Below are 20,734 nucleotides of genomic sequence, written 5' to 3'. Positions count from 1 at the left end.
ATGAAAAAGAGCTCAACTGTATCATTAGTAACCGTGTCTTTATTTGCTTCACTTTCATCGATTGGTGCTTTTATTAAGATACCATTGCCGTATGTTCCGTTCACCCTTCAAGTGTTATTTGTTTTTTTAGCTGGTAGTTTGCTTGGCAGTAAAAAAGGTTTTCAGAGTCAGTTAATTTATGTAGCGATTGGCTTAGCAGGATTACCTGTTTTTACTCAAGGGGGAGGAATTGGGTATGTATTACAACCCACATTTGGCTATTTAATAGGATTTATGGCGGGTGCTTATGTTGTTGGAGCGATTATAGAGCGAGTGTCGAACCCTAAAATCTCTCATTTTATTATTGCAAATTTTGCTGGCTTAGCCGTTGTTTATTTTTTCGGTGTTATTTATTTATATATAGCCTTAAATACGTGGATGGGTGTTGAAAGCAGCTTCGCACATGCTGTAATGATTGGTTTTGTCTATAGCATAGCTGGCGATCTTGTTATCTCAATTATTGCAGGATTTCTTGCGGTTCGATTATATAAAGCCTTTCAATCGATGGGTAACCGAAAATATCCGATTCAAAAGGAAAGTTCGATGTGATAAATTCGAAATCTGGAATGATAGTTGGTCACTATCAGTAAATATCGATCATAACTTTGCATATTCGTTAGTAGCGGAATATTGATAAGAAGAACAAGTTGCTATTTTGATGCAGCAGCTTGTTCTTTTCTTATTAAGAAACTACTGTTTCAAAGGTACACAAATTTCACAATAAGGATTAGAGATCATATCACCTACATATCTCTCCATTATTGGTTTGTTGTCAAGTTGATATCCACTGCTTTGTATGGAAGAAAAAATCTCCGTATATGCTTTTTGAATTTCCTCTGCGGTATGTTCAACCTTGTAAACGAGGTATCTTCCACCGAGTAGTTCATTCTCTAAAATTGTATCATCTAGTTGAAAATCCTCTGAGACCACAATGCAAGCATCAAATCTACAGTTATCTAGAGGTGTTGTTTCAGGGTTGTCTTGTGGAATTGCAAGTATAGTTGCCGAATCAAGAAGTTTTTTCTCTTTAAATTTCATGTTTTTAATTTCTCCATCACTTCATGATTTGCAGATCCATATGGTCCCACTCGTCGAAAATAAGCTACTCGATATGTTGGAAGTGTTTCAATTTTACAGTTCATAAACTTTTCTTCCCTTCGATATTTAAATTTATTTGGTACATTTTTACAGTAAATTGTTATAAAATGATATTCAATTGAATTTTTAAAAAAATATTTAAGAAAATATGTAAATGAATAGAAAACTTTTGTCAACACTTGAGAATGCTTTTGAGATTTAAAAAAGGTTAACATTTCCAATTAATCATGATAATATAACACTAATCTTTAAGAAGAGGTGAGTGTAGTTGAGTAAAGTTGAGCAGAGTACAAAATTAGATTTAGACCGTATTATTTTTATTGGAAGAACTTTTGAAGAGTATTTGGATATGTTTTCTCTTTCAGAAGAAAAGCTTAAAGGAAAGAAAATACTCGATTGTCCAGCAGGAGCTTGTTCATTTACTGCAGTAGGTAACAAAGCTGGTATAAACGTAACTGCCTGTGATATTGCTTATGATCATTCCTTTGACGACCTTCAAAATAAAGGCCTACAAGATGTTGAACATGCAATGGAAAATATCCAAAAAGCCAAGAATAAGTTTCAATGGAATTATTTTAAGACAATAGAACAGCTTAGAAACCATCGTATAAGAGCTCTACAAGATTGTGCTCTCGATATGAGTAAATCGAGGGAAAGATATATTCCTGCTACTTTACCTACGTTGCCATTTGATACTGAACAATTTGATATGACTCTTTCTGCTCATTTCCTATTTATGTATGGAGATCGTTTAGAGTATCAATTTCACATTGAAACACTAAATGAGTTACTAAGGGTAACAAAAGAGGAGATTCGCGTTTTCCCTTTAGTTGACTTAGAAGGGAAAAGGTATGAGCATTTAGAAAAGATCAAAGAGTATTTAGCCAACAATGGTTGTAGTGTTGAAGAAGTGAGTGTTTCATATGAATTTATGACAAATGCGAATGCGATGTTAATAATAAAAAAGGGTTAATAAGACAGGACAACGTTCTAAGCGTTGTCTTTTTTAATTTGCTTCAAATTTTTTTGGAAGAACACTTTATTTTATTCTAATTAGTAGTTCAAAAAGACTAGAGTAAGCATGTATCTATTTTAAAGATGGTCTTTTTTTACAGTATTTTATATAATATTATTGGAAGATTGGAGAAAAAGGGACTAGTTATTTAGCAGCGAATAGTGGGAGGATTCATCGTAGTGAAAAAAACGGATAGAAAGAGATTAATAGCCAATTTATTCAAAGCGCGTTTTCCTTTTCTGTATTTATCAACATGGGAAGAGGACAGGGCGCTTTCGTTAATTCATTCAATTGCTTCTGATCGGGAATTGATTAAAACGCAGAGAAAAGTCATTACGTGGAAAGTAACAAAAGGATTTTCTGGGGAGGAAGAAACGCAAAAAGCAGATACTAAATCTGCCCTAAAGGCATTGGAATATATCGAGAATTATTCAGAACCAGCTATATTTGTTTTACAAGATTTTCATATTTATTTTGGAGACGAAGGACGTCTTCCTGATTATCAAATTATCCGTAAGTTAAGAGATATATGCTCGAGCTTGAAACAAAGTCCTAATCCCAAAAACGTTGTGTTTCTTTCTCCTGTATTGAGGTTGCCACTTGATCTTGAAAAAGATATTACAATTGTTGACTTTGACTTACCTACTTTTAAAGAAATTAAGCAAAGTCTGGATGAAATGATTGAAGTGAATAAAACGAGTGGACGTATTGAAATTAATTTAAATGATGACGAAAAAGAAAAATTGGTAAAAGCAGCACTCGGACTTACATTATCTGAGGCTGAAAATGCTTTTGCTAGAGCGATGGTAGAAGATGGAAAACTTTCAATTGACGATGTAGATGTTATTTTGGAAGAAAAAGAGCAGATAATTAAAAAAACGGGGATCCTTGAATTTGTTAATAGCAATTTAGACATGAAAGACGTTGGAGGACTTGAAAATTTAAAGCGTTGGCTTCGAAAAAGAAATAAATCTTGGATGGAGTCTGCACAACTTTATGGCTTGCCTTCTCCAAAAGGTGTGTTGATTACAGGTGTACCTGGATGTGGAAAAAGTTTAATCAGTAAATCCATTAGTGAAATGTGGCAGCTTCCACTGTTAAGGCTAGATATCGGAAAAATATATAGCGGCATAGTTGGTAGTAGTGAAGAGAATATGAGAAAAGCTATAAAAACTGCTGAAGCAACTGCTCCTTGTATTTTGTGGATTGATGAGGTGTGATTTGTTCCTGTACAACCTGTCGAGAAATCGACAACAAAAACAGGCATCTTAACATGTTGAGATGAACTATATACCAATTTAAATAGGGGAAGTTCCTATTTTGGGTTAGAATGCTGACTAACTACGCCTAATCCTCCGACATGCACTTAATGGTATCACATTAAGTGTGTGAAGCTCGGTGAAGTCGGCTGAAAGTAGTCCTTCTGGGATTATTATTAGGTCGGGGTGCTATAAAATGATTATGGTTAGAATGTGGGATAATGCCTACTGACGAACCTTCGAATGTACGGGTCGTAAATCCAGTGTTAGGGAAACCTAATATCACCTAGTCAGGTGCTTAACCACGGATAATAAAATTTCGTCTTTGTTGTCTGTATTTAACCTATAAAGGTTATTTGCTTTTAGTCCCTCAGCAGTGGACGAAAAAGCGGTTAACGGCCTATAGAAGGAACCTAAAGTCATATGTAAAGCTAAGGTATATGGAACAAATGAAGCTCGAAAAGGAATGTTAAGCCTTGATACGGCAATGTCCTTAAATGGTAGGAAATGACCATTGAATTCGAGTGGCAGCAGCCCGTAGTAGTGTTGAAGTTCCTGTAATGGGAATGGAGCGAAGGGGCATAGTCAATTAGTTATCATCCTAATGAAAAAACTGTCATGGATGCCGATGTGCACAACTGACTAAAACCAACTCTAGCTCTGAAAGGGGTGATGATGTTGGCACAAAAACTTGACTATCCGAAAAGTGAATCAGAACTCAAGGTAATTCAGGATAAACTGTATCAACTGTCGAGTGAATCAAAGAAAAATCCTATTGGGTTCAAAGGACTATTAGAAATAATGTCCTGTGAAACTACAATAATGACTGCCATCCATAACATCAAATCAAATAAAGGAAGTAATACTCCTGGTGTGGATGGGAAAACAATCGAATATTTTCTCCAAAAAGATTATCAAGAAGTGATTGATGAACTCCAAAGCAATTTCAGGAACTACACACCTGACCTTGTACGGAGGAAAAACATTGAAAAAGAATCTGGTGGAACAAGACCTCTTGGTATCCCGACAATTAAAGACAGGATAATTCAAGAATGTATGAGAATAGTTATTGAACCAATTGCAGAAGGTAAATTCTTTGACCACTCATATGGATTCAGACCCATGAGAGACCAAAAGCACGCCCTCGCAAGAGTTCAATCAATTATATACAGCACCGACTGTCACTACGCAGTTGAAGGTGACATTAAAGGATTCTTTGACAACGTTAATCATACAGTTCTGTTAAAACAACTCTATCACATTGGAATCAGAGATAGAAGAGTATTAATGATAATCAAATCCATGCTTAAGGCAAAAATAATGGAAGATGAATTTATTTTTGACAACGACAAAGGGACCCCGCAAGGAGGAATTCTTTCTCCTCTTCTAGCGAACATCTACCTTAACAAATTCGATAGGTGGATAACTAGGGAATGGGAAGCCAACAAACAACATGAGGGTAAATCAACTAGCAATAGTGCTTATCGAACGATGAAAAAGCACAAGATGAAACCTATGCATTTAATTAGATATGCAGACGATTGGATAATACTTACTAACTCCAAGAGAAACGCAGAAATAATTAAACATAGAGCTGGCGAATTCCTGAAGAATCAGTTAAAAATAGAATTATCTATGGAGAAAACAAAAATTACGAACGTCAAACAGTCAAGGATAACTTTTCTAGGATTCGATATTAAAATCGCAAAAGTGGTTAACACCGATAAAGGAAGAAAGGCTATACAAAAGATAACTCCAAACAAAGAAAGAGTCGAAAAGAAACTTCAAGAATTGAAGAAAGATGCCTTCAAGCTGAGAATGTGCGATACGCAAGAGGTATTAGCTGAAAGAGTTCTAAAATTTAACGCAAAAGTCAGGGGAATAGTTAATTACTACGATGCGGCAGATAGCGTTCAAAGGACTTTCAAAAAACATTATTGGCGATTAAATAAAGTTATCTATCATTCAATTAAGAAGTACAATGAGAGACTGATTCCTGCCAAGGAAACTCATAATCTCATATCTGTTCACTCTGATTATTCTACAAAGATACCATTCATTGAAATTGATGATGTTAGAATAGGAGTCACATCTTTGGCATTTGTAACCTTTAAACCTCCAGCGGTTAAAAATCCGTTGGAAACGCCTTTTACGGAAAAAGGAAGAAAGTTAAATATAGATAGGAAAAATAAAAGACCACTTAAGGTCAGAGCGGATAACTTTGTTAAACCTGAAACTATCGCAAAGGCTGTTAAACAAAACAGAAAAATGTACAACTATGAGTTCTTTATGAACAGGGGGCTTATGCGTACAACCGTGATAGGGGAAAATGCAGAGTTTGTTCCGAACCAGTCTATACGGCAAACTTCCACCACATCAAACCGTACCTCCTAATAAACGAGGTAAACAAAGTGGTTAATATTGCGACAGTACACGATACCTGTCATCGGAAAATACACGATGACAATGATTACAGTAACTTACCAGAAAAGACTTGGAAAAAGATTCAGAAATTCAGAAAAAGTTTGAGTAAAAAGGATGAAATAACTGTAAACAGGAACTAATTGATGGAACGCCGTATGAGGTGAAAGTCTCATGTACGGTGTGAAGTGGGGGAAAGAAGCTCCAAACGATATCCCTTCGGGAATAGACGTGGATGACTTTTACCTATCACTATATTGAAAAAGGTTTCAGTGGATTAAGTTCATCTGGAGATAGTGGAACGACTTCCCGCATTTTTGGCCATTTTTTAACATGGATGCAGGAGAAGGAAAAGCCTGTATTCGTTATCGCAACAGCTAATAATATTGCAAGCTTGCCACCAGAAATGCTACGTAAAGGAAGATTTGATGAAATTTTCTTCGTAGATTTGCCAACTCACCGAGAGAGAGTTGAGATTTTTAGATTACACTTGAAAAAAAGATTAAAGGAACCAACTGTTTCTGGTAACTTTGAAATGACTGAAGAGACTTTGAATCAACTTGCAGAATTAACTGAGGGATTTGTTGGTGCAGAGATTGAACAAGTCGTGATCAATGGTTTATTTGAAGCATTTTACGATGAAAGAAGTGTCGTTTTTGCTGATTTTGAAAAAACATCCAAGCAAATTGTCCCATTATCAGTTACCCAGGCTGAGCAAATTAAAGGTATCCGTGATTGGGCAAATGTAAGAGCAGTAGCCGCAACACCACAGGAAGATCGAGCAGAATACCAGGAAAATGACGAGAGTGTTACTATTAGCGATAACCATGATATTAAAAAATCACGTGGTGGACGCACAATTGACTTTTAATTAACTTCATATGAAAGGTAGATGGTTAGGTGAGTATCGAATTAGTACTCATACCTGTAGGAATTGCTGTTGCCCAATCTGTCGGTTCTATGATTGAGAAACACAAGCAAGGTGGAAACACATATAAAATCCAAACAGTTATGAAACGTCAACACTTATTACAGAAGGCCATTGAACAATATGGATGTAATGTACATGAAATAAATCAACAAAACTATCGAACCGAGATAGGGGATATTAAGATTTATTTTCAACAAAACGAACACGACATTTTTGAAGCTGTATTTGATGAAAGTGTAGAACAACAAGATGCGCTTGAATTTCTCGAAAACTTACATTCAGAATATAAGTACTTGATTCAGCAAGAAACATACAAGAAACTAATGCAGCAAGCTAGTCAAAAAGGGTTAGAGCTAGAATCAGAAGAAATTCAGCAAGATCGCTCAATCTTACTAACCTTTAATGTAAACACAATTGGTAGGTGAGAATATGGAAGATAAACAGATTAAAATAAAAATAACTGAAGATGGCAATATCTTTGCAGAGACAGTTGGAATTAAAGGGAAAGAATGTCTTCAATATATTGAACTTCTTGAAGAATTACTTGATGCAGAATCAATTGATTCAAGTTTTACCCAGGAATACTATGAAACTGATCTACAAACAATTTACCAAAATAAGCAGATTTTAAAGGGGGAATAATGGATGGCTCAAATTACTGAAAAGGGGAAAGGGTGGGAATTTAGACACTCAATCTGGATGTTATGGGCAATCCTAACGTTTGGAACATTGAACTATATTTCATTCTATTATATTTCTTATAAAGTAAAACAGAAAAAATGGTTTATTGCGGGTATTATTTATTCAATTTTATTTATCTTAGTCATGGTTGTGTCAGAATTGTTTCCAACTGAACATTGGGTTTATGATGTAACATTAGCTGCTTATCTAATAGGATGGATTGCTTCAATTGTTCATGTGTTTAAAATAAGACCAGAGTATTTATTAAGACTTGAAGCAAAAATTTCCTCTGGACATAAAGAAAAAGAAATTGCATCTCTTAAACACAAAATTGCACAAGAATACGGGACAACAACAGCTAGTGTAAAAAGTGACAACACAAATACTAATAGTATTCATCATGAACAACAAAAAATGGTAAGTCAAGAAACTAGAAATGAAATCAAAGAAACTTCCACTGAAATTCAAATTATAGATATTAACACTGCTTCTGAACAAGAAATTGCAAAAATACCTGGAATAGGCACTATATATGCTAAAAAAGTAGTATCGGTAAGAAGCCAAGAAAACGGATTTCAATCATTTGACCATTTTGTTGAAGCGTTATCAGTTAAACCACATCTTATTGAAAAAATAAAACCACACTTGAGGTTTCCTGAAAACCCTAGTATACAACCAGCAAAAAAATCAGAAGGTAGAATAGTGGATTTCTAATGGAACTAATCATTCATCGTTTTTTGCCATTAACAACTGTCGAAGGACCTGGAAAAAGATTTTGTCTATGGGTACAAGGCTGTTCAATCCATTGTGAAGGATGTGGCGTTCCTTGGACATGGTCTAAGAAAAACGGAACAAAAATAGCTGTTGAGGAACTTTTTCTGGAAATTAAAAAAAGTAAACTAGAAAATAATATTGAAGGTGTTACATTTCTTGGTGGGGAACCTTTTGATCAGGCGGAACCACTAGGAAAGCTTGCACAAAAGGTAAAGGAACTAGGATTAACGGTTATGACGTTTTCAGGATACCTATACGAAAATCTAAAAATAAGGAAAGAATGCGAAGCCTTGCTTACCTCAACAGATTTATTGATTGATGGACCATTTATAAAGAATCAGTTAGATTTAAGTCGTCCATGGGTAGGTTCGTCCAATCAAAGGTATCATTTCTTAACATCTTCCTATAAACATCTTGAAGATCAATTACATAAAGTAGGAAATAAAATTGAAGTTCGTATAAGTGAAGATGGATTAGTCTCTATAAATGGAATGGCAACACAGCAAACACTAGATGAGTTATTTGATCGGAATGAGTTTAAAAATATTAAGGTTAAGTAATAAAGAATCAGTTTTGAGATCTCAAATCTTAAATGCATGATTAATCCTTCGTATTCTAGTGAAGAAAGGGATTATGTCATGAATTTAGCAAAAAAACCAAACGACATAGTATCTAGTACTATGTCGTTTGGTTTTTATGCCTTCCTCTTTTTTATCTTCCCAATACCAAGCTGTTTCGCTTCTTCACTTAAAGCCTTCAATAAGCTGATGGCCATCAAAGCGATAATAATTGAAAATGGTAAAGCAGCGATGATCATCATATTTTGTAAGGCTTGAAGACCCCCTGTATATAAAAGCGCGAGTGCAATGGCAGATAGTAAGATTCCCCATGTGAATTTCACCTTATTACCAGGTGAGTGTGATCCATTTGTTGTCATCATTCCCAGAACATAAGTCCCTGAATCGGCAGAAGTAATGAAAAATGACCCAATAAGCACCATGGCTGTAATGGATGTAACTAGTGAAAATGGATAGTTAGAAAAAACTCCAAACAACGATTCTTCGGCAGATAAACTCGATATTTCTGCAATTCCATTATGTTCAAGTGCAATAGCTGATCCTCCAAATGCTGAGAACCAGACAAAAACAATGATCGTAGGTACTAGTAGTACATAGAAAACAAATTCCCTAATACTCCTACCTCTTGAAACTCGGGCAATAAAGACTCCTACGAAAGGTGACCATGCAATCCACCAGGCCCAATAAAAAATGGTCCACCCATTAATCCATCCACGAATATCTTCGTTTAATGGAGCAATTCTAAAGCTCATTTGTGGCAATGTTTGAATATAGGTCCCAATTGTATCCGTAAGCAAATTCAAAATAAATAACGTTGGACCGAAGATAAACATTAATAGCAATAGAGCAGCGGCTAATATCATATTTGTATTACTTAATATTTTGATTCCTTTTCCTAAACCAGACATTGCAGATACTAAAAAGAGAACCGTAACAATAGCAATAATTAAAAATTGTACACCAATCGTTTTAGGTACTTGAAAAAGATAAGCCAAGCCACCATTAATTTGTACCGCACCGAATCCCAGTGAGGCGGCCACACCGAGAACAGTTGCCAGGACAGCAAAGATGTCAATTGCTTTTCCTGTTTTACCGTTTACCTTATCACCAAAAATAGGTTCTAAAGTGGCACTGATCAAACTCAATTTCTTGTGTCTAAAATGAAAATAAGCAATCGATAGAGCAACTATGGCATATATGCTCCAGGCATGGATTCCCCAATGAAAAAAAGTAAAACGAAGAGCATCCTTGATTGCTTGATTTGTCCCAACTTCACCAGTAGGAGAACTTATCGCATAATGGCTAATGGGTTCTGATGTTCCATAAAACACAAGTCCAATCCCCATGCCGGCACTAAATAACATGGCAATCCAAGTGGGAGTAGAAAACTCAGGCTTTTCGTCTTGGTTACCAAGCTTAATTCTTCCAACTGGTGAAATAAGGAAATATAGACAGATAACAAGAATGATCGTGACTAGTATTAGATAATACCATCCAAATGCATCAGAAAAGAAAGCTTGAACATTCGACGTCATTTGTTCTAATTGATTAGGAATAATAACGCCAGCAAGAACAACCAAAGAAAGAATAACAAGAGAAATGTAAAACACTACATACTGTTGCTTCATTAAAATACCCTCCCACATGTGTTAACGACATATAGTAGTATCTACTTTTTTGCTTTGTTTAATGTAGAAAGAAACGGAACAACTTACATATATGACACAAAAAGATATACGCTCTTAAGTTTTATGAGTAATAGGGTGAGTAAAAGTGTGATTCACTTCTAAGGAATTCTCCATTTTAATGAAAGGATAATGACCCCCAAATGAAGAATTACCTCAGTTGGAGGTGGTTTTATGGAACCCAAATGGCTTGAATGGGCTAAACAGTTACAATCAATTGCACAGGCAGGATTAACGTATTCAAAAGATATTTATGACTTAGAGAGGTTTGAATTAATAAGAAAAATCAGTATTGATATCTTGTCACAGCATACTGATGTAGATCAGGAGATGATAAAACACCTATTTGCTAATGAAACAGGTTATGCTACTCCAAAAGTAGACATAAGAGGTGTTGTTTTCAAAGATCATAAGATTTTAATGGTAAAAGAAAATACAGATGGAGGTTGGTCATTACCAGGTGGTTGGGGTGATATAGGCTTATCACCAAGCGAGGTTGTCGTAAAAGAAGTTAAAGAAGAATCTGGATTTGATGTGAAAGCAGTCAAGCTAATTGCTATTCTCGATAAAAAATATCATCCTCATCCTCCTTCACCATATCACGTCTATAAAATCTTCATACTATGTGAAATCATTGGTGGACAAGCAAAAAAAGGAATAGAAACAAGTGCTGTGGACTTTTTTGCTGAAGATGAACTACCTCAAATTTCGAACGAACGAATCACAGAATCACAAATTCAATTGGCCTTTAAACATCTGTATCATCCACAAGAGCCTGTTACATTTGATTGAGTCCTGACATTTAGATCAAGCGCAAACCAACAATTAACCATAATATAAGGTGAAAAAATAGAAAGGGAAACCTGAGTTCATAGGTTTTCCTTTTTAACTTTAATTTCCAATAATAGTATTGGATTAACTTCATAACAGCCTTTTAAAAAAACAATTGACATCTTTTGGAATCAATAAATATAATAAAAGCATACTTAAGAGTATATTTTTATTACTTTTTGAAAGGAGAGGTTATTTGAACTCGCAAGACAGAATCATAAAAGCTTCATATGATTTAGCTATGCAATATCCGGTTGATAAAATAACGTTCGCTAAAATAGCCGATGTAGCAGATGTACATTGGACAACAGTGAAACGATATTTTGGAAGCAAAGATGAAATGAAAAAGGTACTAATGTATGATCACTTAGATCGTAAGGTTATTACGCATCAAGATACTCGTGCCAAAATATTAGAATCAGCAAGCGTCATTTTTGCGAAGTATGGCTATGAGGGAGCTACCTTGGATCAAGTGGTAGAACATGCTGGCATGACAAAGGGAGCTGTATACTGGCACTTTTCTAGCAAGGCAAATCTCTTCTATGAGTTAACAAACAGGAGCCTAAAACAATTATTAAATGGGTTACCCGAAAGCTTACACGCAATTTTTCATTCTGTTGAGCCTAAAGAAGCAATTAAAAATCTATTGCTTATGCAGTTTAATGACTGTTTAGACGAAGAAAATAATAAACAGCCCTTATTGTTTTTTGAAGTTATATCTAATCGCCGGGAATCGGGTATTAAAGATCAATTAGATCATTCTTTTGAACATTTGTTCCATGTAACTTCAAATATCCTTGAAGAACTAAAAGAAAAGAATCTACTTACTAAAAATATAGATTCAACATCTTTATCTATCGCTTTACATGCTTTAATTAATGGCTTAGTCCTAATGTGGATTATATCACCTAGTAGTGTTTCCTTAACAAATATCGTTGATGATGTATCAAATTTAATTTGGAACGGAATTAAGCCAGAATCATACCCGTGAGAAATCGGGTTTTTTTACAAACATAACATACTTAAGAGTATGCGTTTGTTACATTTTGCGGAGGTGTAACCGTTGAATAAGAAGGGAAGGAAAAAAATGGTTTTATTAATATTGGGAAGTTTCTTTTTGTTAGTTATGACTTTATTTTTATACAACCAAATCCAGTTTCATAGGATGGAAAGCAAGTATCCACCACAGGGGGATTTTGTAGAAGTAGATGGCTTAAAACTCCACTATATAAGCAAAGGAACTGGTAAACCCATCGTTTTTTTGCATGGAGGTGTTTTATCTAGCGAGGATTTTTCGGAAGTAATTGAACTTGCAGCAACTAAAGGGTACCATGCTATTGCATTTGATCGACCAGGTTATGGACATAGCGAAAGACCTGAAGGAAAAGAAGTAACCCCTATTACTCAAGCAAAACTTATTCATCAAGCACTAAAGAAATTAAAAATACAAGAACCAATTATTTTAGTTGGTCATTCATGGAGTGGAACGATGACCATGTCATATGCCCTTCAATTTCCAGAGCATGTCTCAGGTTTAATTACCTTGGGAGGCGCCATGTATAAAGAGGGATATCCAGCAGAAAATGGAGATCCGTTATCAAAAGTTATTACAACCCCAGTGATTGGTGATTTAATCATGAATACTTTATTGGCTACACCACTTGGCACTACAATGGGGAAAACAACAACTGAAAGCACATTTGCTCCTGAAAAAATACCAGAAGGCTATCAAGAAAAACTTTTAGCATTATGGGGAAGACCAAATCAATTTAAAGCAAACAGAGAAGATATTTTAGCCTTTCCTGAAACGTCTAAAATCGTAAGTAGACATTACCCTAAAATTGAAAGCCCCACGATCATACTAGTTGGCGAGAACGACCCGTTTGGCACACTAGAAATGGGCAAACGGTTAGAAGCTGATTTACCCAATTCTAAACTTATTACGTTACCCAATGTTGCTCATATGATTCCAGAAAACCACCCAGAAGAAGTGATAAAAGCAATGGAAGAATTGGAATTATTAATGACTAAATGAGGTTGTGCCTGGTGCCTATTATAGATTTAGGTCAGAAAAAAGTAACCTTATAAGTCGATTGAAAAATTGTAGAATTTTGTAGAATCGGAGATAAACTTCGGAAAAACGAAGATAAAACTCGATAATCGCTTCAGGAATCGAAGATAAAACGCCAGAAATCTAAGATATAATGCCAGAATCGCAGATAAACTTAGTCAAACACTAAAAGCTGGTCTATTTTTTGGCCATTTAGAGGATATATTAAAAGAAGTTTATAATATTTCTTGTGAAAAATGTAACTACAAAGCAAGAAATTAATCTATTTTAGTAAATAGAATTGGGGAATCCAATGATATGATAAATCTATTTATTGGAATACTTTTTTCATTAGCTGGCATTTTTATCATCATTTCAGCAATCTTTCATTACAAACCGGAAACCCATAGAAAAGAGTGGCAGAAAGATGATTGGATTAACCAAGACAAGTTTTACTCTTGGGTACTATGGGACATCAAGCTCCTTCATAAACTCTTAAACAAGTCCTTTATCTTAACCAAGTTGTTATTAATACTAATTGGCATTCTGTTTCTTGCCATTGGTTTGTTAGGATTATGGATCTATTTTGGGTAGGAGGCAACAACAAAAGAAAACACCCAAACACAAGGATTTAACTTGTCTTTGGGTGTTTAAATCTCTTTCATATCTTACCTCATTAATACCAAATCTGTATGATACTCTTTCGTACCCAACATATCCTTAAAATTTTCCATTAAAGCACGATCCATCTTTATCAACTGATCTTCACTTGTATAGTAAAAAATCTCAAAATGCTTCTCTAAAAATAATAAAAATTCCTCTATATCTGTGCCTGACTTTCGAATATAGTGGCTATCAAATTCGATAAATCCAAGACAGGATTTGCTTTCTTGTATAAGGCGTTCCATGCCATATAAAACAAATGCTTCAAACCCTTCAACATCTACTTTAAACAATACACGTTTCTGAAGCAGTTCTTGGTCAGTGAAGAGAGAATCAACCTTTATTGAATCGATCGTTTGTCTTTCAATTGCTTTATGCATTTTCGTTGTTACACCTGAAGATGTTCCTGACCACATTGAATTAACATAAAAGGATTGCTTTGGTTTTGTTTGATTTGAAGCAAGGGCATGAATGATCTTTATTTGCTCCTTGTTTTTATGCTCATCTCTGGAACGTTCAATATAGGGAATTAAACTCTCGTTTGCTTCAAATCCAAATATTTGCACTTCTGTATCATAATTCGTTGAGAAAATACACTCTCCGTAATTAACTCCAACATCTAACACAATGGTTGGTTTGAAATTCACAACAGCTTCTTTCCAAAATTTCGTTAATCTTGTTTGGGTTTCACCATTTTTTAATAATAACGCTCGTCCTCTATTTTCAGCAGAATTAATATACAACGAATTTTCCGGGCTTTAAAGAAATTTTATTGGGGATTCGATCTCGATTAATGGTTTTGTATTTGAGAAAAAGTCCAACATTGATTAAATATTTCCACGTTTTTGGGTATCTATCTAAGAACTTCATAAATAATGGCTTTGGCATCAATTCCACAAAATGATCCTCCCTAAATTGATCTTATCTGCTATTCACTTAATCATATAAAATAATTTTTAATGTATTGTAAATTAGACTTTAAAGATTATTAAGATTAAGTAGAAAAGAAACGTTTTATGTGACTTTATGTTTTAATTAAACAAATTTGAAAAGGTATGATATTTATCTCTTCATTCATTATTTCAATAGTGCATAATGAAGAAGGTTTATAGTTTAAAAAGGATTATTATTAATCTAAAAATATTTTTAAAAAATATTAAGCCAAATCACATTTTAATGTGTCTAATAGGTATACGAAATAAAAGGAAAGAGGCTGAATCCTGATGATTAGGTTGGTTCATAAGGCTCAAAAGGGTAATGATAAAGCGTTTTTAAAGCTTTTTCAGAAATATGAAGAAGATATATACCGAATGGCTTATGTATATGTAAAAAATGAGAGTGATGCTTTGGATGTTGTACAGGAAGTAGCTTATCGATCATTCAAAAAAATCAACACCTTGAAAAATCCAGAGTACTTTAAAACGTGGCTAATACGAATTGCCATAACTTGTTCGTTAGATTTAATGCGTAAAAATAAAAAAGTAGTTCACTTGAAACCTGAGTATCAAGACAAAATTGGGTTAGAGGAAGAAGATGTTCCGCTTTCGATCACATTGCAGGAATTACTAGAGCAGCTGAACGAGCATGAAAGAAGTATTGTTTTGCTTAAGTTTTATGAAGGATATTCGTTTAAAGAAATTGCAGAGCTCGTAGACATGCCATTAGGTTCGGTGAAATCTGTGTTATATCGTGCGCTTGCAAAACTTCGTAAAGAATTCAAGGAGGCTGACTTTTATGAGTAATATCAAGCATGAGATCAAAAAAATAAAGATTCCTAAAGACCTACATGAACGGACTAAGCTTGGTGTAAAACAAGTAAAGCAAGAGCAAACAGGAAGAAATCATCACATCTTAAAGAGTTCACTAGCTGCATCAGCAATTTTAATAGGGATAGTGGGATTATCATTTACACCAGTAGGAGCAGCCGTTAAAGAGGCTTATGATAAAATTTTTGAAAGTGAAAAAATCGATGATCCAGGGTTAAAAGCTGTACTAAAAGATGGACACGGCCAAGCTATTACTCAAACATACTATGATAAGAAACATGATATCACTGTTCATTTTGAAAATGTGATCACAGATAACAAAGAAACAAAGCTATTAGTGACATTTGAAAGTGAAACAACAAATTTAAAAAACTATGCAATTGATCTTTTTGAAGGCTTCAGTAAAATGTATGTTGTCACAGATGATGGAGAAAGAAAGGAACTAGATCATATCGGTTGGGGAAGCAGACATTATGATAAAAAAGAGAACAAAGTGAGCACTGCCTTATCATTTGATTCCATCAAAGAATATGAAGGTCAAGCGATTCAATTAGAAATAGAAAACATCACAATCTGGTCTTCTCAAAAGACGGAAAAGATGGAAACAGTATGGCCAGTCGCCTTCACACTTGATAAATCATATATATCAGATGTTGAAACGTTGGTCCTAAACAAAGAATTCATGTATGAAAATGAAACATATACAATTCAGCAAGTTGAATATTCTGAACTAGAAACAAGATTAGTTATAACAGGAACTGACATGATTTATGTAGATGAATTTGGTGATAAATATCAAACCAAGAGTAAACTTGAGCTTCAATTTTTAAATGCAAGACAAATCAATCGGGGCTCTGGCTATACGGTTGCTGAAGGAAAATCAGGTGTTTTCTTGCGTGCATCTGGTGAAAGAATTGATCCGAACTTCAGTAAGGGAGAGGTAGACAGTGAACTTGGTACCTTTTACATGATCTTTGCACCAGTTGAAGATCGGTCAAATGTGGTGCTGGAGGTTGGAGAGGATTTGAAAGTTTCTTTAAATAAATAAACAAAAACTAGTAGATAAGCGTTGATTCAGAGGATTAACGCTTTTTTTAGTGTAGCTAAGGAAAATGGTTTATAGAATAATGGATTTCATATTCTAAACTACCCTAATCAATAGATGTGTAATTAGAAAAGTATCATTCTAATTTATTTAAATCTAATATGTAATTATATGTTTTTCCGTCTCACTCTCATCATAGGATCTCTACGAATATAAATAACACATTCCTCATTCGATGCATGATACACAATGTTTCCATGCTCTGTTTTGAAAAACTCTTTTTAGCGTCTTGATCGGGAAGGCAAAACTCATCATTTCAGAGGAAGAAATCATAGGTTCCATTGTTTATCTATATCAAACCAGCAGGTGCACTCATTCGAAGAGAATCATGCACCCTTGCTGATTATAGACTTACTTTTGAGCGGGTGAAAAACCAAGAGATTGTTCTCTGTTTACCGAATTTCTTGTTAAAGAAAAAACCGCACAAAGTAAGGAAATTAACACGATACCAGCTCCAAACCATGCAGTATGAGCAACAGTACCAGAATAACTTAAAACCCCTCCGCCAAATGCTGAGCCAAGTGAAATACCGACTTGTAAGGCAGAGTTATTAAAGCTTTGCTGTATATCAGATGTGGCAGGATCAGTCTGAATCAAATAGCTTTGTTGCGGCGGTGCCAAGCTCCAGCTTAATGCTGCCCAAATCATCATAACTGGTATGAAAAGGACAAGTGAAAAAGTAGTTAAAGGTAATACAAATAAGATAATGGCAAATGAACTAATTACAACGATGATGCTTTTGCTAGCTCCAATTGAATCCGAAAGAATACCTCCGAATGCTCCACCACTTACAGCTGCAATTCCAAATAATAAATAGCAAATGCTAATCCAAGCATAATTTAAATGAAGCTCTGTTTCTAAAAATGGTGTGAAATACGCGTAAAGAGTATAGTGTCCTGCTAGCATAAACATGGTAGCAAGATGTGCACTCCCGATCTTCATGCTGGCTACTGCTTTTAATTGCTGTGCTAATGGGATGCTGTTTTCACCAGGAATACGCTCTAGAAAGAGTGAAATAAGAAGGATCGATCCAATTGATAAAACAGCAATAGCTAGAAAAATAAAACGCCAGCCAAATGTGTTGGATATCATAATTCCAAGTGGCACGCCCATGACAAGTGATGAACTAATTCCCATATAAATCAATCCTAAAGCTTTTGCTCGATGTGTTGGTGCAACAATTTTAGCCGCAATCGTTAAGGAAAGCACAACAATAAGCGCTGTACTCATAGCCGTTAAAACCCTAGCGACCATCATAAACGTAAAACTATAACTAAAATAGGTCATAATATTACCTATAAAGAAAACTAATAACGATAAGAGATAGAGTTTTTTTCGCTCCATTTTACTCGTTATCACAAGTAAAACAGGACCGGATACAGCATAAATGAGGGCAAAAACAGTGATAAGCTGTCCGGCACTACTTAACGAAATGTTAAAATCGTTTGCGATCGTTGGCAGTATTCCACCTACAATTAATTCAACTAAACCTACCGCAATCGTTGATAAAGCAAGGATAAACACTCTGAAATTCATCGTTTATTCACGTCCTTTCCTAATTTAATAAAAGTTCAGAAAAATAAAAAAATCCTGATTACAGAAAACGAAAAAATTCATTTTTCTGTAATCAGGATTTTAAGGTTCCTGGTAGAGACCCTCAAGCCATATTCTTGAGGTTATACAGTCATATTAAATTTAGCTCTTAAACCACTTTGATGAGTTTACTAGATTTTCTTTTATATTTCAAGTGTTAAAAACACGACAGTTTAGATGTGCTAGTATAATCTTAATAGAAAAGGAGTGGGGAATTTTGATAAATTATATTAATAGAAAATTTGTTTCCGTTAATAATACTTCAAATGGTGAAGTGTCTTTAGATACATTTTTTCACTATAAACAAGAAGGAAATATTGTATCAGCCTCTTATAAAGGTGGAGAAATTATAAAGGGGACACTTATTGGGATCGTAAATGAAGACGGAAGTTTAGAATTTAGATATAACCATGTTAATGTAAATAATGAAATCAGAGGCGGTATGTGTAAGTCAACTCCAGAACTATTGGCTGATGGAAGAATTAGGTTACACGAGAAGTGGAAATGGACCGATGCAGATCAAAGTGAGGGAGAATCTATTATTGAAGAGGTTGTGTGATCGTTTCAAAAGTTGCGTCACAGTATGAAAATATACGATACTAGTAGGAAATGAAGCAAGGGAGGAAATATCATGCTTTTTATTGATAATAAAGGAATAACAGATCCACGGATTAATTTAGCCATTGAGGAGTACGCAGTAAAACATTTAGATCCAAATGAAACGTACTTATTGTTTTACATAAATGAACCATCGATTATTATCGGGAAAAACCAAAATACAATTGAAGAAATTAATACTTCTTATGTTGAGGATAACAATATTCATGTTGTTAGAAGGCTATCAGGTGGTGGGGCCGTTTATCATGACGAAGGGAATCTGAATTTTAGTTTTATAACAAAGGATGATGGAGACAGTTTTCATAACTTCAAAAAGTTCACTGAGCCTGTTGTACAAGCACTTGAAAAACTTGGAGTCAAAGCAGAATTGAGCGGAAGAAACGATATCATTGCTAGTGATGGTCGCAAGATTTCTGGAAACGCTCAATTTTCAACAAAAGGAAGAATGTTTTCTCACGGTACTTTGTTATTTGATTCAGAGATTGATAGCGTTGTTGCTGCATTAAAAGTGAGAAAAGATAAAATTGAATCAAAAGGCATCAAATCAATTAGAAGTCGTGTTGCTAATATTAGTGAATACCTAGAGAAACAGATTACAATTGAACAATTTAGAGAGCTTTTGCTACGCTATATATTTGACGGAACGAATTCGATTCCAACCTATGATCTCAATGAAGATGACTGGAAAAAGATAAACGAAATATCAAAAGAACGTTATCAAAACTGGGATTGGAATTATGGGAAATCACCGAAATTTAACTACCAGCACTCACACAGATTTCCAGTCGGTCAAATTGATTTACGACTTGAAGTACAAAAGGGCATCGTGAAAAATTGTAAAATCTATGGAGACTTTTTCGGCGCAGGTGATGTTGAAGAAGTAGAAAATGCTCTAATTGGTGCCCGTTATGAAAAAGAAGCAATTGAAAAAGTAATTGAAAATATCGATGTGAAAAAATACTTTGGAAATATCGAGAAAGCGGATTTGGTTAGTTTATTTTATTAAAATGATAAAATGCTCTAGTACCAATTGGACGCGTTAAAAATCATATACGAATTGACCATCAAAATGAACATCGTTTTGGTGGTTTTTTGTTGTTATGAAGGGTTTACATTTCACTTAAATGTAAATTAAAGGTCGAGATCATAAATTCGAACATTGTTAATCTATGTTACATCCTTTGTATTTTAATAGTGTAAGTTCAAAGTTTATCAATAATAAAGGGAACTCGTTATATTTCCTCATCACTTTATAAAAATTGTAGGTACTAAGTAAGGGAGGGCCTGTCTAGTATACAGTATAATTGTATGAAAATTCATAATATTAATGCTCGATAAGCTTGGTCATGATACAATTACAATTGACATACATTCCATATTTATCCTAATTTTCCAAGGGGGAATTTCTTCCGTTTTGAAAAACCAGCCTTACCAGTCAACTTGTAACTGTGTAGGCCTATTTTTGTAAAAAGGAGGTGGTAATCGTGTTGGAGTGGTTAGAGCTGCTTCTCAAATTGTTAGTTGCTGCTGCCACACTTTTCTCTTCCATCACACTAGGGTTAAAAAATTTAAATGACTTAAAAAAGAAATCGAAAAAGAAAAGACGCCTCCTATAAGGAAGACGTCA

22 protein-coding genes, 1 pseudogene and 1 riboswitch are annotated in these 20,734 nt (G+C 34.6%); of the genes and pseudogenes, 19 read left to right on the top strand and 4 right to left on the bottom strand.

The genetic code is table 11. The features are described from left to right. Positions 1 to 588 carry a biotin transporter BioY gene (locus MVE64_RS00690; protein ID WP_247342763.1) on the top strand — a complete coding sequence of 196 codons (588 nt, stop codon included), beginning with the start codon at positions 1 to 3 and terminating at the stop codon, positions 586 to 588. 141 nt (positions 589 to 729) lie between these two features. Here MVE64_RS00690 and MVE64_RS00685 read toward each other — a convergent pair. Beyond that, positions 730 to 1,181 (bottom strand): annotated as a pseudogene (locus MVE64_RS00685) (AraC family transcriptional regulator). 224 nt (positions 1,182 to 1,405) lie between these two features. Between MVE64_RS00685 and MVE64_RS00680 the strand changes: the two are divergent. From MVE64_RS00680 to MVE64_RS00645, 9 genes are all read left to right on the top strand, one after another. Then, positions 1,406 to 2,110, top strand: a complete 705-nt coding sequence (locus MVE64_RS00680; RefSeq protein WP_247342762.1) for an SAM-dependent methyltransferase — start codon at positions 1,406 to 1,408, stop codon at positions 2,108 to 2,110. A gap of 221 nt (positions 2,111 to 2,331) precedes the next feature. Then, on the top strand, positions 2,332 to 3,372 hold the full coding sequence (locus tag MVE64_RS00675) for an AAA family ATPase (protein WP_247342760.1): 1,041 nt from the start codon (positions 2,332 to 2,334) through the stop codon (positions 3,370 to 3,372). Positions 3,373 to 4,089: 717 nt separating this feature from the next. Next, positions 4,090 to 5,805, top strand: a complete 1,716-nt coding sequence (gene ltrA, locus MVE64_RS00670) for a group II intron reverse transcriptase/maturase (RefSeq protein WP_247342758.1) — start codon at positions 4,090 to 4,092, stop codon at positions 5,803 to 5,805. Further along, positions 5,787 to 5,975 carry a hypothetical protein gene (locus MVE64_RS28025; protein WP_425594001.1) on the top strand — a complete coding sequence of 63 codons (189 nt, stop codon included), beginning with the start codon at positions 5,787 to 5,789 and terminating at the stop codon, positions 5,973 to 5,975. Before ltrA ends, MVE64_RS28025 begins: the two co-directional genes overlap by 19 nt. A 92-nt stretch (positions 5,976 to 6,067) precedes the next feature. After that, positions 6,068 to 6,703 carry an AAA family ATPase gene (locus tag MVE64_RS00665; protein ID WP_247342755.1) on the top strand — a complete coding sequence of 212 codons (636 nt, stop codon included), beginning with the start codon at positions 6,068 to 6,070 and terminating at the stop codon, positions 6,701 to 6,703. 29 nt (positions 6,704 to 6,732) lie between these two features. Beyond that, positions 6,733 to 7,188, top strand: coding sequence for a hypothetical protein (locus MVE64_RS00660; protein ID WP_247342752.1), 456 nt, complete (start codon positions 6,733 to 6,735; stop codon positions 7,186 to 7,188). Positions 7,189 to 7,192: 4 nt separating this feature from the next. Beyond that, positions 7,193 to 7,405 (top strand): DUF2997 domain-containing protein, encoded by a 213-nt coding sequence (locus tag MVE64_RS00655; protein ID WP_247342749.1) that lies wholly within the window; start codon positions 7,193 to 7,195, stop codon positions 7,403 to 7,405. A 3-nt stretch (positions 7,406 to 7,408) separates the two neighbouring features. Then, positions 7,409 to 8,158 (top strand): ComEA family DNA-binding protein, encoded by a 750-nt coding sequence (locus MVE64_RS00650; RefSeq protein WP_247342746.1) that lies wholly within the window; start codon positions 7,409 to 7,411, stop codon positions 8,156 to 8,158. Further along, entirely contained in the window at positions 8,158 to 8,778 is a 621-nt protein-coding gene (locus tag MVE64_RS00645; RefSeq protein WP_247342744.1) for a 4Fe-4S single cluster domain-containing protein, read from the top strand. Before MVE64_RS00650 ends, MVE64_RS00645 begins: the two co-directional genes overlap by 1 nt. Positions 8,779 to 8,912: 134 nt before the next feature. Here MVE64_RS00645 and MVE64_RS00640 read toward each other — a convergent pair whose 3' ends face one another. Next, a complete protein-coding gene (locus MVE64_RS00640) occupies positions 8,913 to 10,424 on the bottom strand; it encodes a glycine betaine uptake BCCT transporter (protein WP_247342741.1) in 1,512 nt (503 codons plus the stop codon). A gap of 231 nt (positions 10,425 to 10,655) precedes the next feature. On the opposite strand from MVE64_RS00640, the gene MVE64_RS00635 reads away from it, so the two are divergent. The 4 genes from MVE64_RS00635 (at position 10,656) to MVE64_RS00620 (ending at position 13,956) form a co-directional block, all read left to right on the top strand. Beyond that, complete coding sequence (locus MVE64_RS00635) at positions 10,656 to 11,273, top strand: NUDIX hydrolase (RefSeq protein WP_247342739.1); 618 nt, start codon at positions 10,656 to 10,658, stop codon at positions 11,271 to 11,273. A 235-nt stretch (positions 11,274 to 11,508) separates the two neighbouring features. Beyond that, positions 11,509 to 12,303 carry a TetR/AcrR family transcriptional regulator gene (locus MVE64_RS00630; protein ID WP_247342736.1) on the top strand — a complete coding sequence of 265 codons (795 nt, stop codon included), beginning with the start codon at positions 11,509 to 11,511 and terminating at the stop codon, positions 12,301 to 12,303. A 72-nt stretch (positions 12,304 to 12,375) separates the two neighbouring features. Next, the gene (locus MVE64_RS00625) at positions 12,376 to 13,347 is read left to right on the top strand and encodes an alpha/beta fold hydrolase (protein ID WP_247342734.1); all 972 of its coding nucleotides are present in this window, start codon (positions 12,376 to 12,378) and stop codon (positions 13,345 to 13,347) included. A gap of 333 nt (positions 13,348 to 13,680) precedes the next feature. Then, positions 13,681 to 13,956, top strand: coding sequence for a hypothetical protein (locus MVE64_RS00620; RefSeq protein ID WP_247342731.1), 276 nt, complete (start codon positions 13,681 to 13,683; stop codon positions 13,954 to 13,956). 74 nt (positions 13,957 to 14,030) lie between these two features. On the opposite strand, the gene MVE64_RS00615 is transcribed toward MVE64_RS00620, so the two are convergent. After that, complete coding sequence (locus MVE64_RS00615; protein WP_247342728.1) at positions 14,031 to 14,768, bottom strand: FkbM family methyltransferase; 738 nt, start codon at positions 14,766 to 14,768, stop codon at positions 14,031 to 14,033. A gap of 480 nt (positions 14,769 to 15,248) precedes the next feature. Here MVE64_RS00615 and MVE64_RS00610 point away from each other — a divergent pair, with 480 nt between their 5' ends. Then, entirely contained in the window at positions 15,249 to 15,767 is a 519-nt protein-coding gene (locus tag MVE64_RS00610; protein WP_247342725.1) for a sigma-70 family RNA polymerase sigma factor, read from the top strand. After that, on the top strand, positions 15,760 to 16,839 hold the full coding sequence (locus MVE64_RS00605; protein WP_247342723.1) for a DUF4179 domain-containing protein: 1,080 nt from the start codon (positions 15,760 to 15,762) through the stop codon (positions 16,837 to 16,839). The genes MVE64_RS00610 and MVE64_RS00605 overlap by 8 nt, the downstream gene beginning before the upstream one ends. A gap of 408 nt (positions 16,840 to 17,247) precedes the next feature. Here the strand turns inward: MVE64_RS00605 and MVE64_RS00600 are convergent, their stop codons facing one another. Next, positions 17,248 to 18,432: an MFS transporter gene (locus MVE64_RS00600; RefSeq protein WP_247342720.1), complete on the bottom strand. Its 1,185-nt coding sequence runs from the start codon at positions 18,430 to 18,432 to the stop codon at positions 17,248 to 17,250. 68 nt (positions 18,433 to 18,500) lie between these two features. Beyond that, positions 18,501 to 18,600: riboswitch (purine riboswitch) on the bottom strand. 106 nt (positions 18,601 to 18,706) lie between these two features. Between MVE64_RS00600 and MVE64_RS00595 the strand changes: the two genes are divergently transcribed. The 3 genes from MVE64_RS00595 (at position 18,707) to MVE64_RS27270 (ending at position 20,723) form a co-directional block, all read left to right on the top strand. Continuing rightward, positions 18,707 to 19,048, top strand: a complete 342-nt coding sequence (locus MVE64_RS00595) for an avidin-fold protein (protein ID WP_247342717.1) — start codon at positions 18,707 to 18,709, stop codon at positions 19,046 to 19,048. Positions 19,049 to 19,120: 72 nt separating this feature from the next. Next, complete coding sequence (gene lplA / locus MVE64_RS00590) at positions 19,121 to 20,113, top strand: lipoate--protein ligase (protein ID WP_247342716.1); 993 nt, start codon at positions 19,121 to 19,123, stop codon at positions 20,111 to 20,113. A gap of 478 nt (positions 20,114 to 20,591) precedes the next feature. Next, on the top strand, positions 20,592 to 20,723 hold the full coding sequence (locus MVE64_RS27270) for a hypothetical protein (protein WP_257536002.1): 132 nt from the start codon (positions 20,592 to 20,594) through the stop codon (positions 20,721 to 20,723). Positions 20,724 to 20,734 lie beyond the last annotated feature (11 nt).

This window comes from Metabacillus endolithicus, assembly GCF_023078335.1.
GTDB classification, from domain to species: Bacteria; Bacillota; Bacilli; order Bacillales; family Bacillaceae; genus Metabacillus; species Metabacillus endolithicus.
The sequence above is the reverse complement of the archived record's forward strand: the minus strand, read 5'-3'. Positions and strand labels throughout refer to the sequence as shown.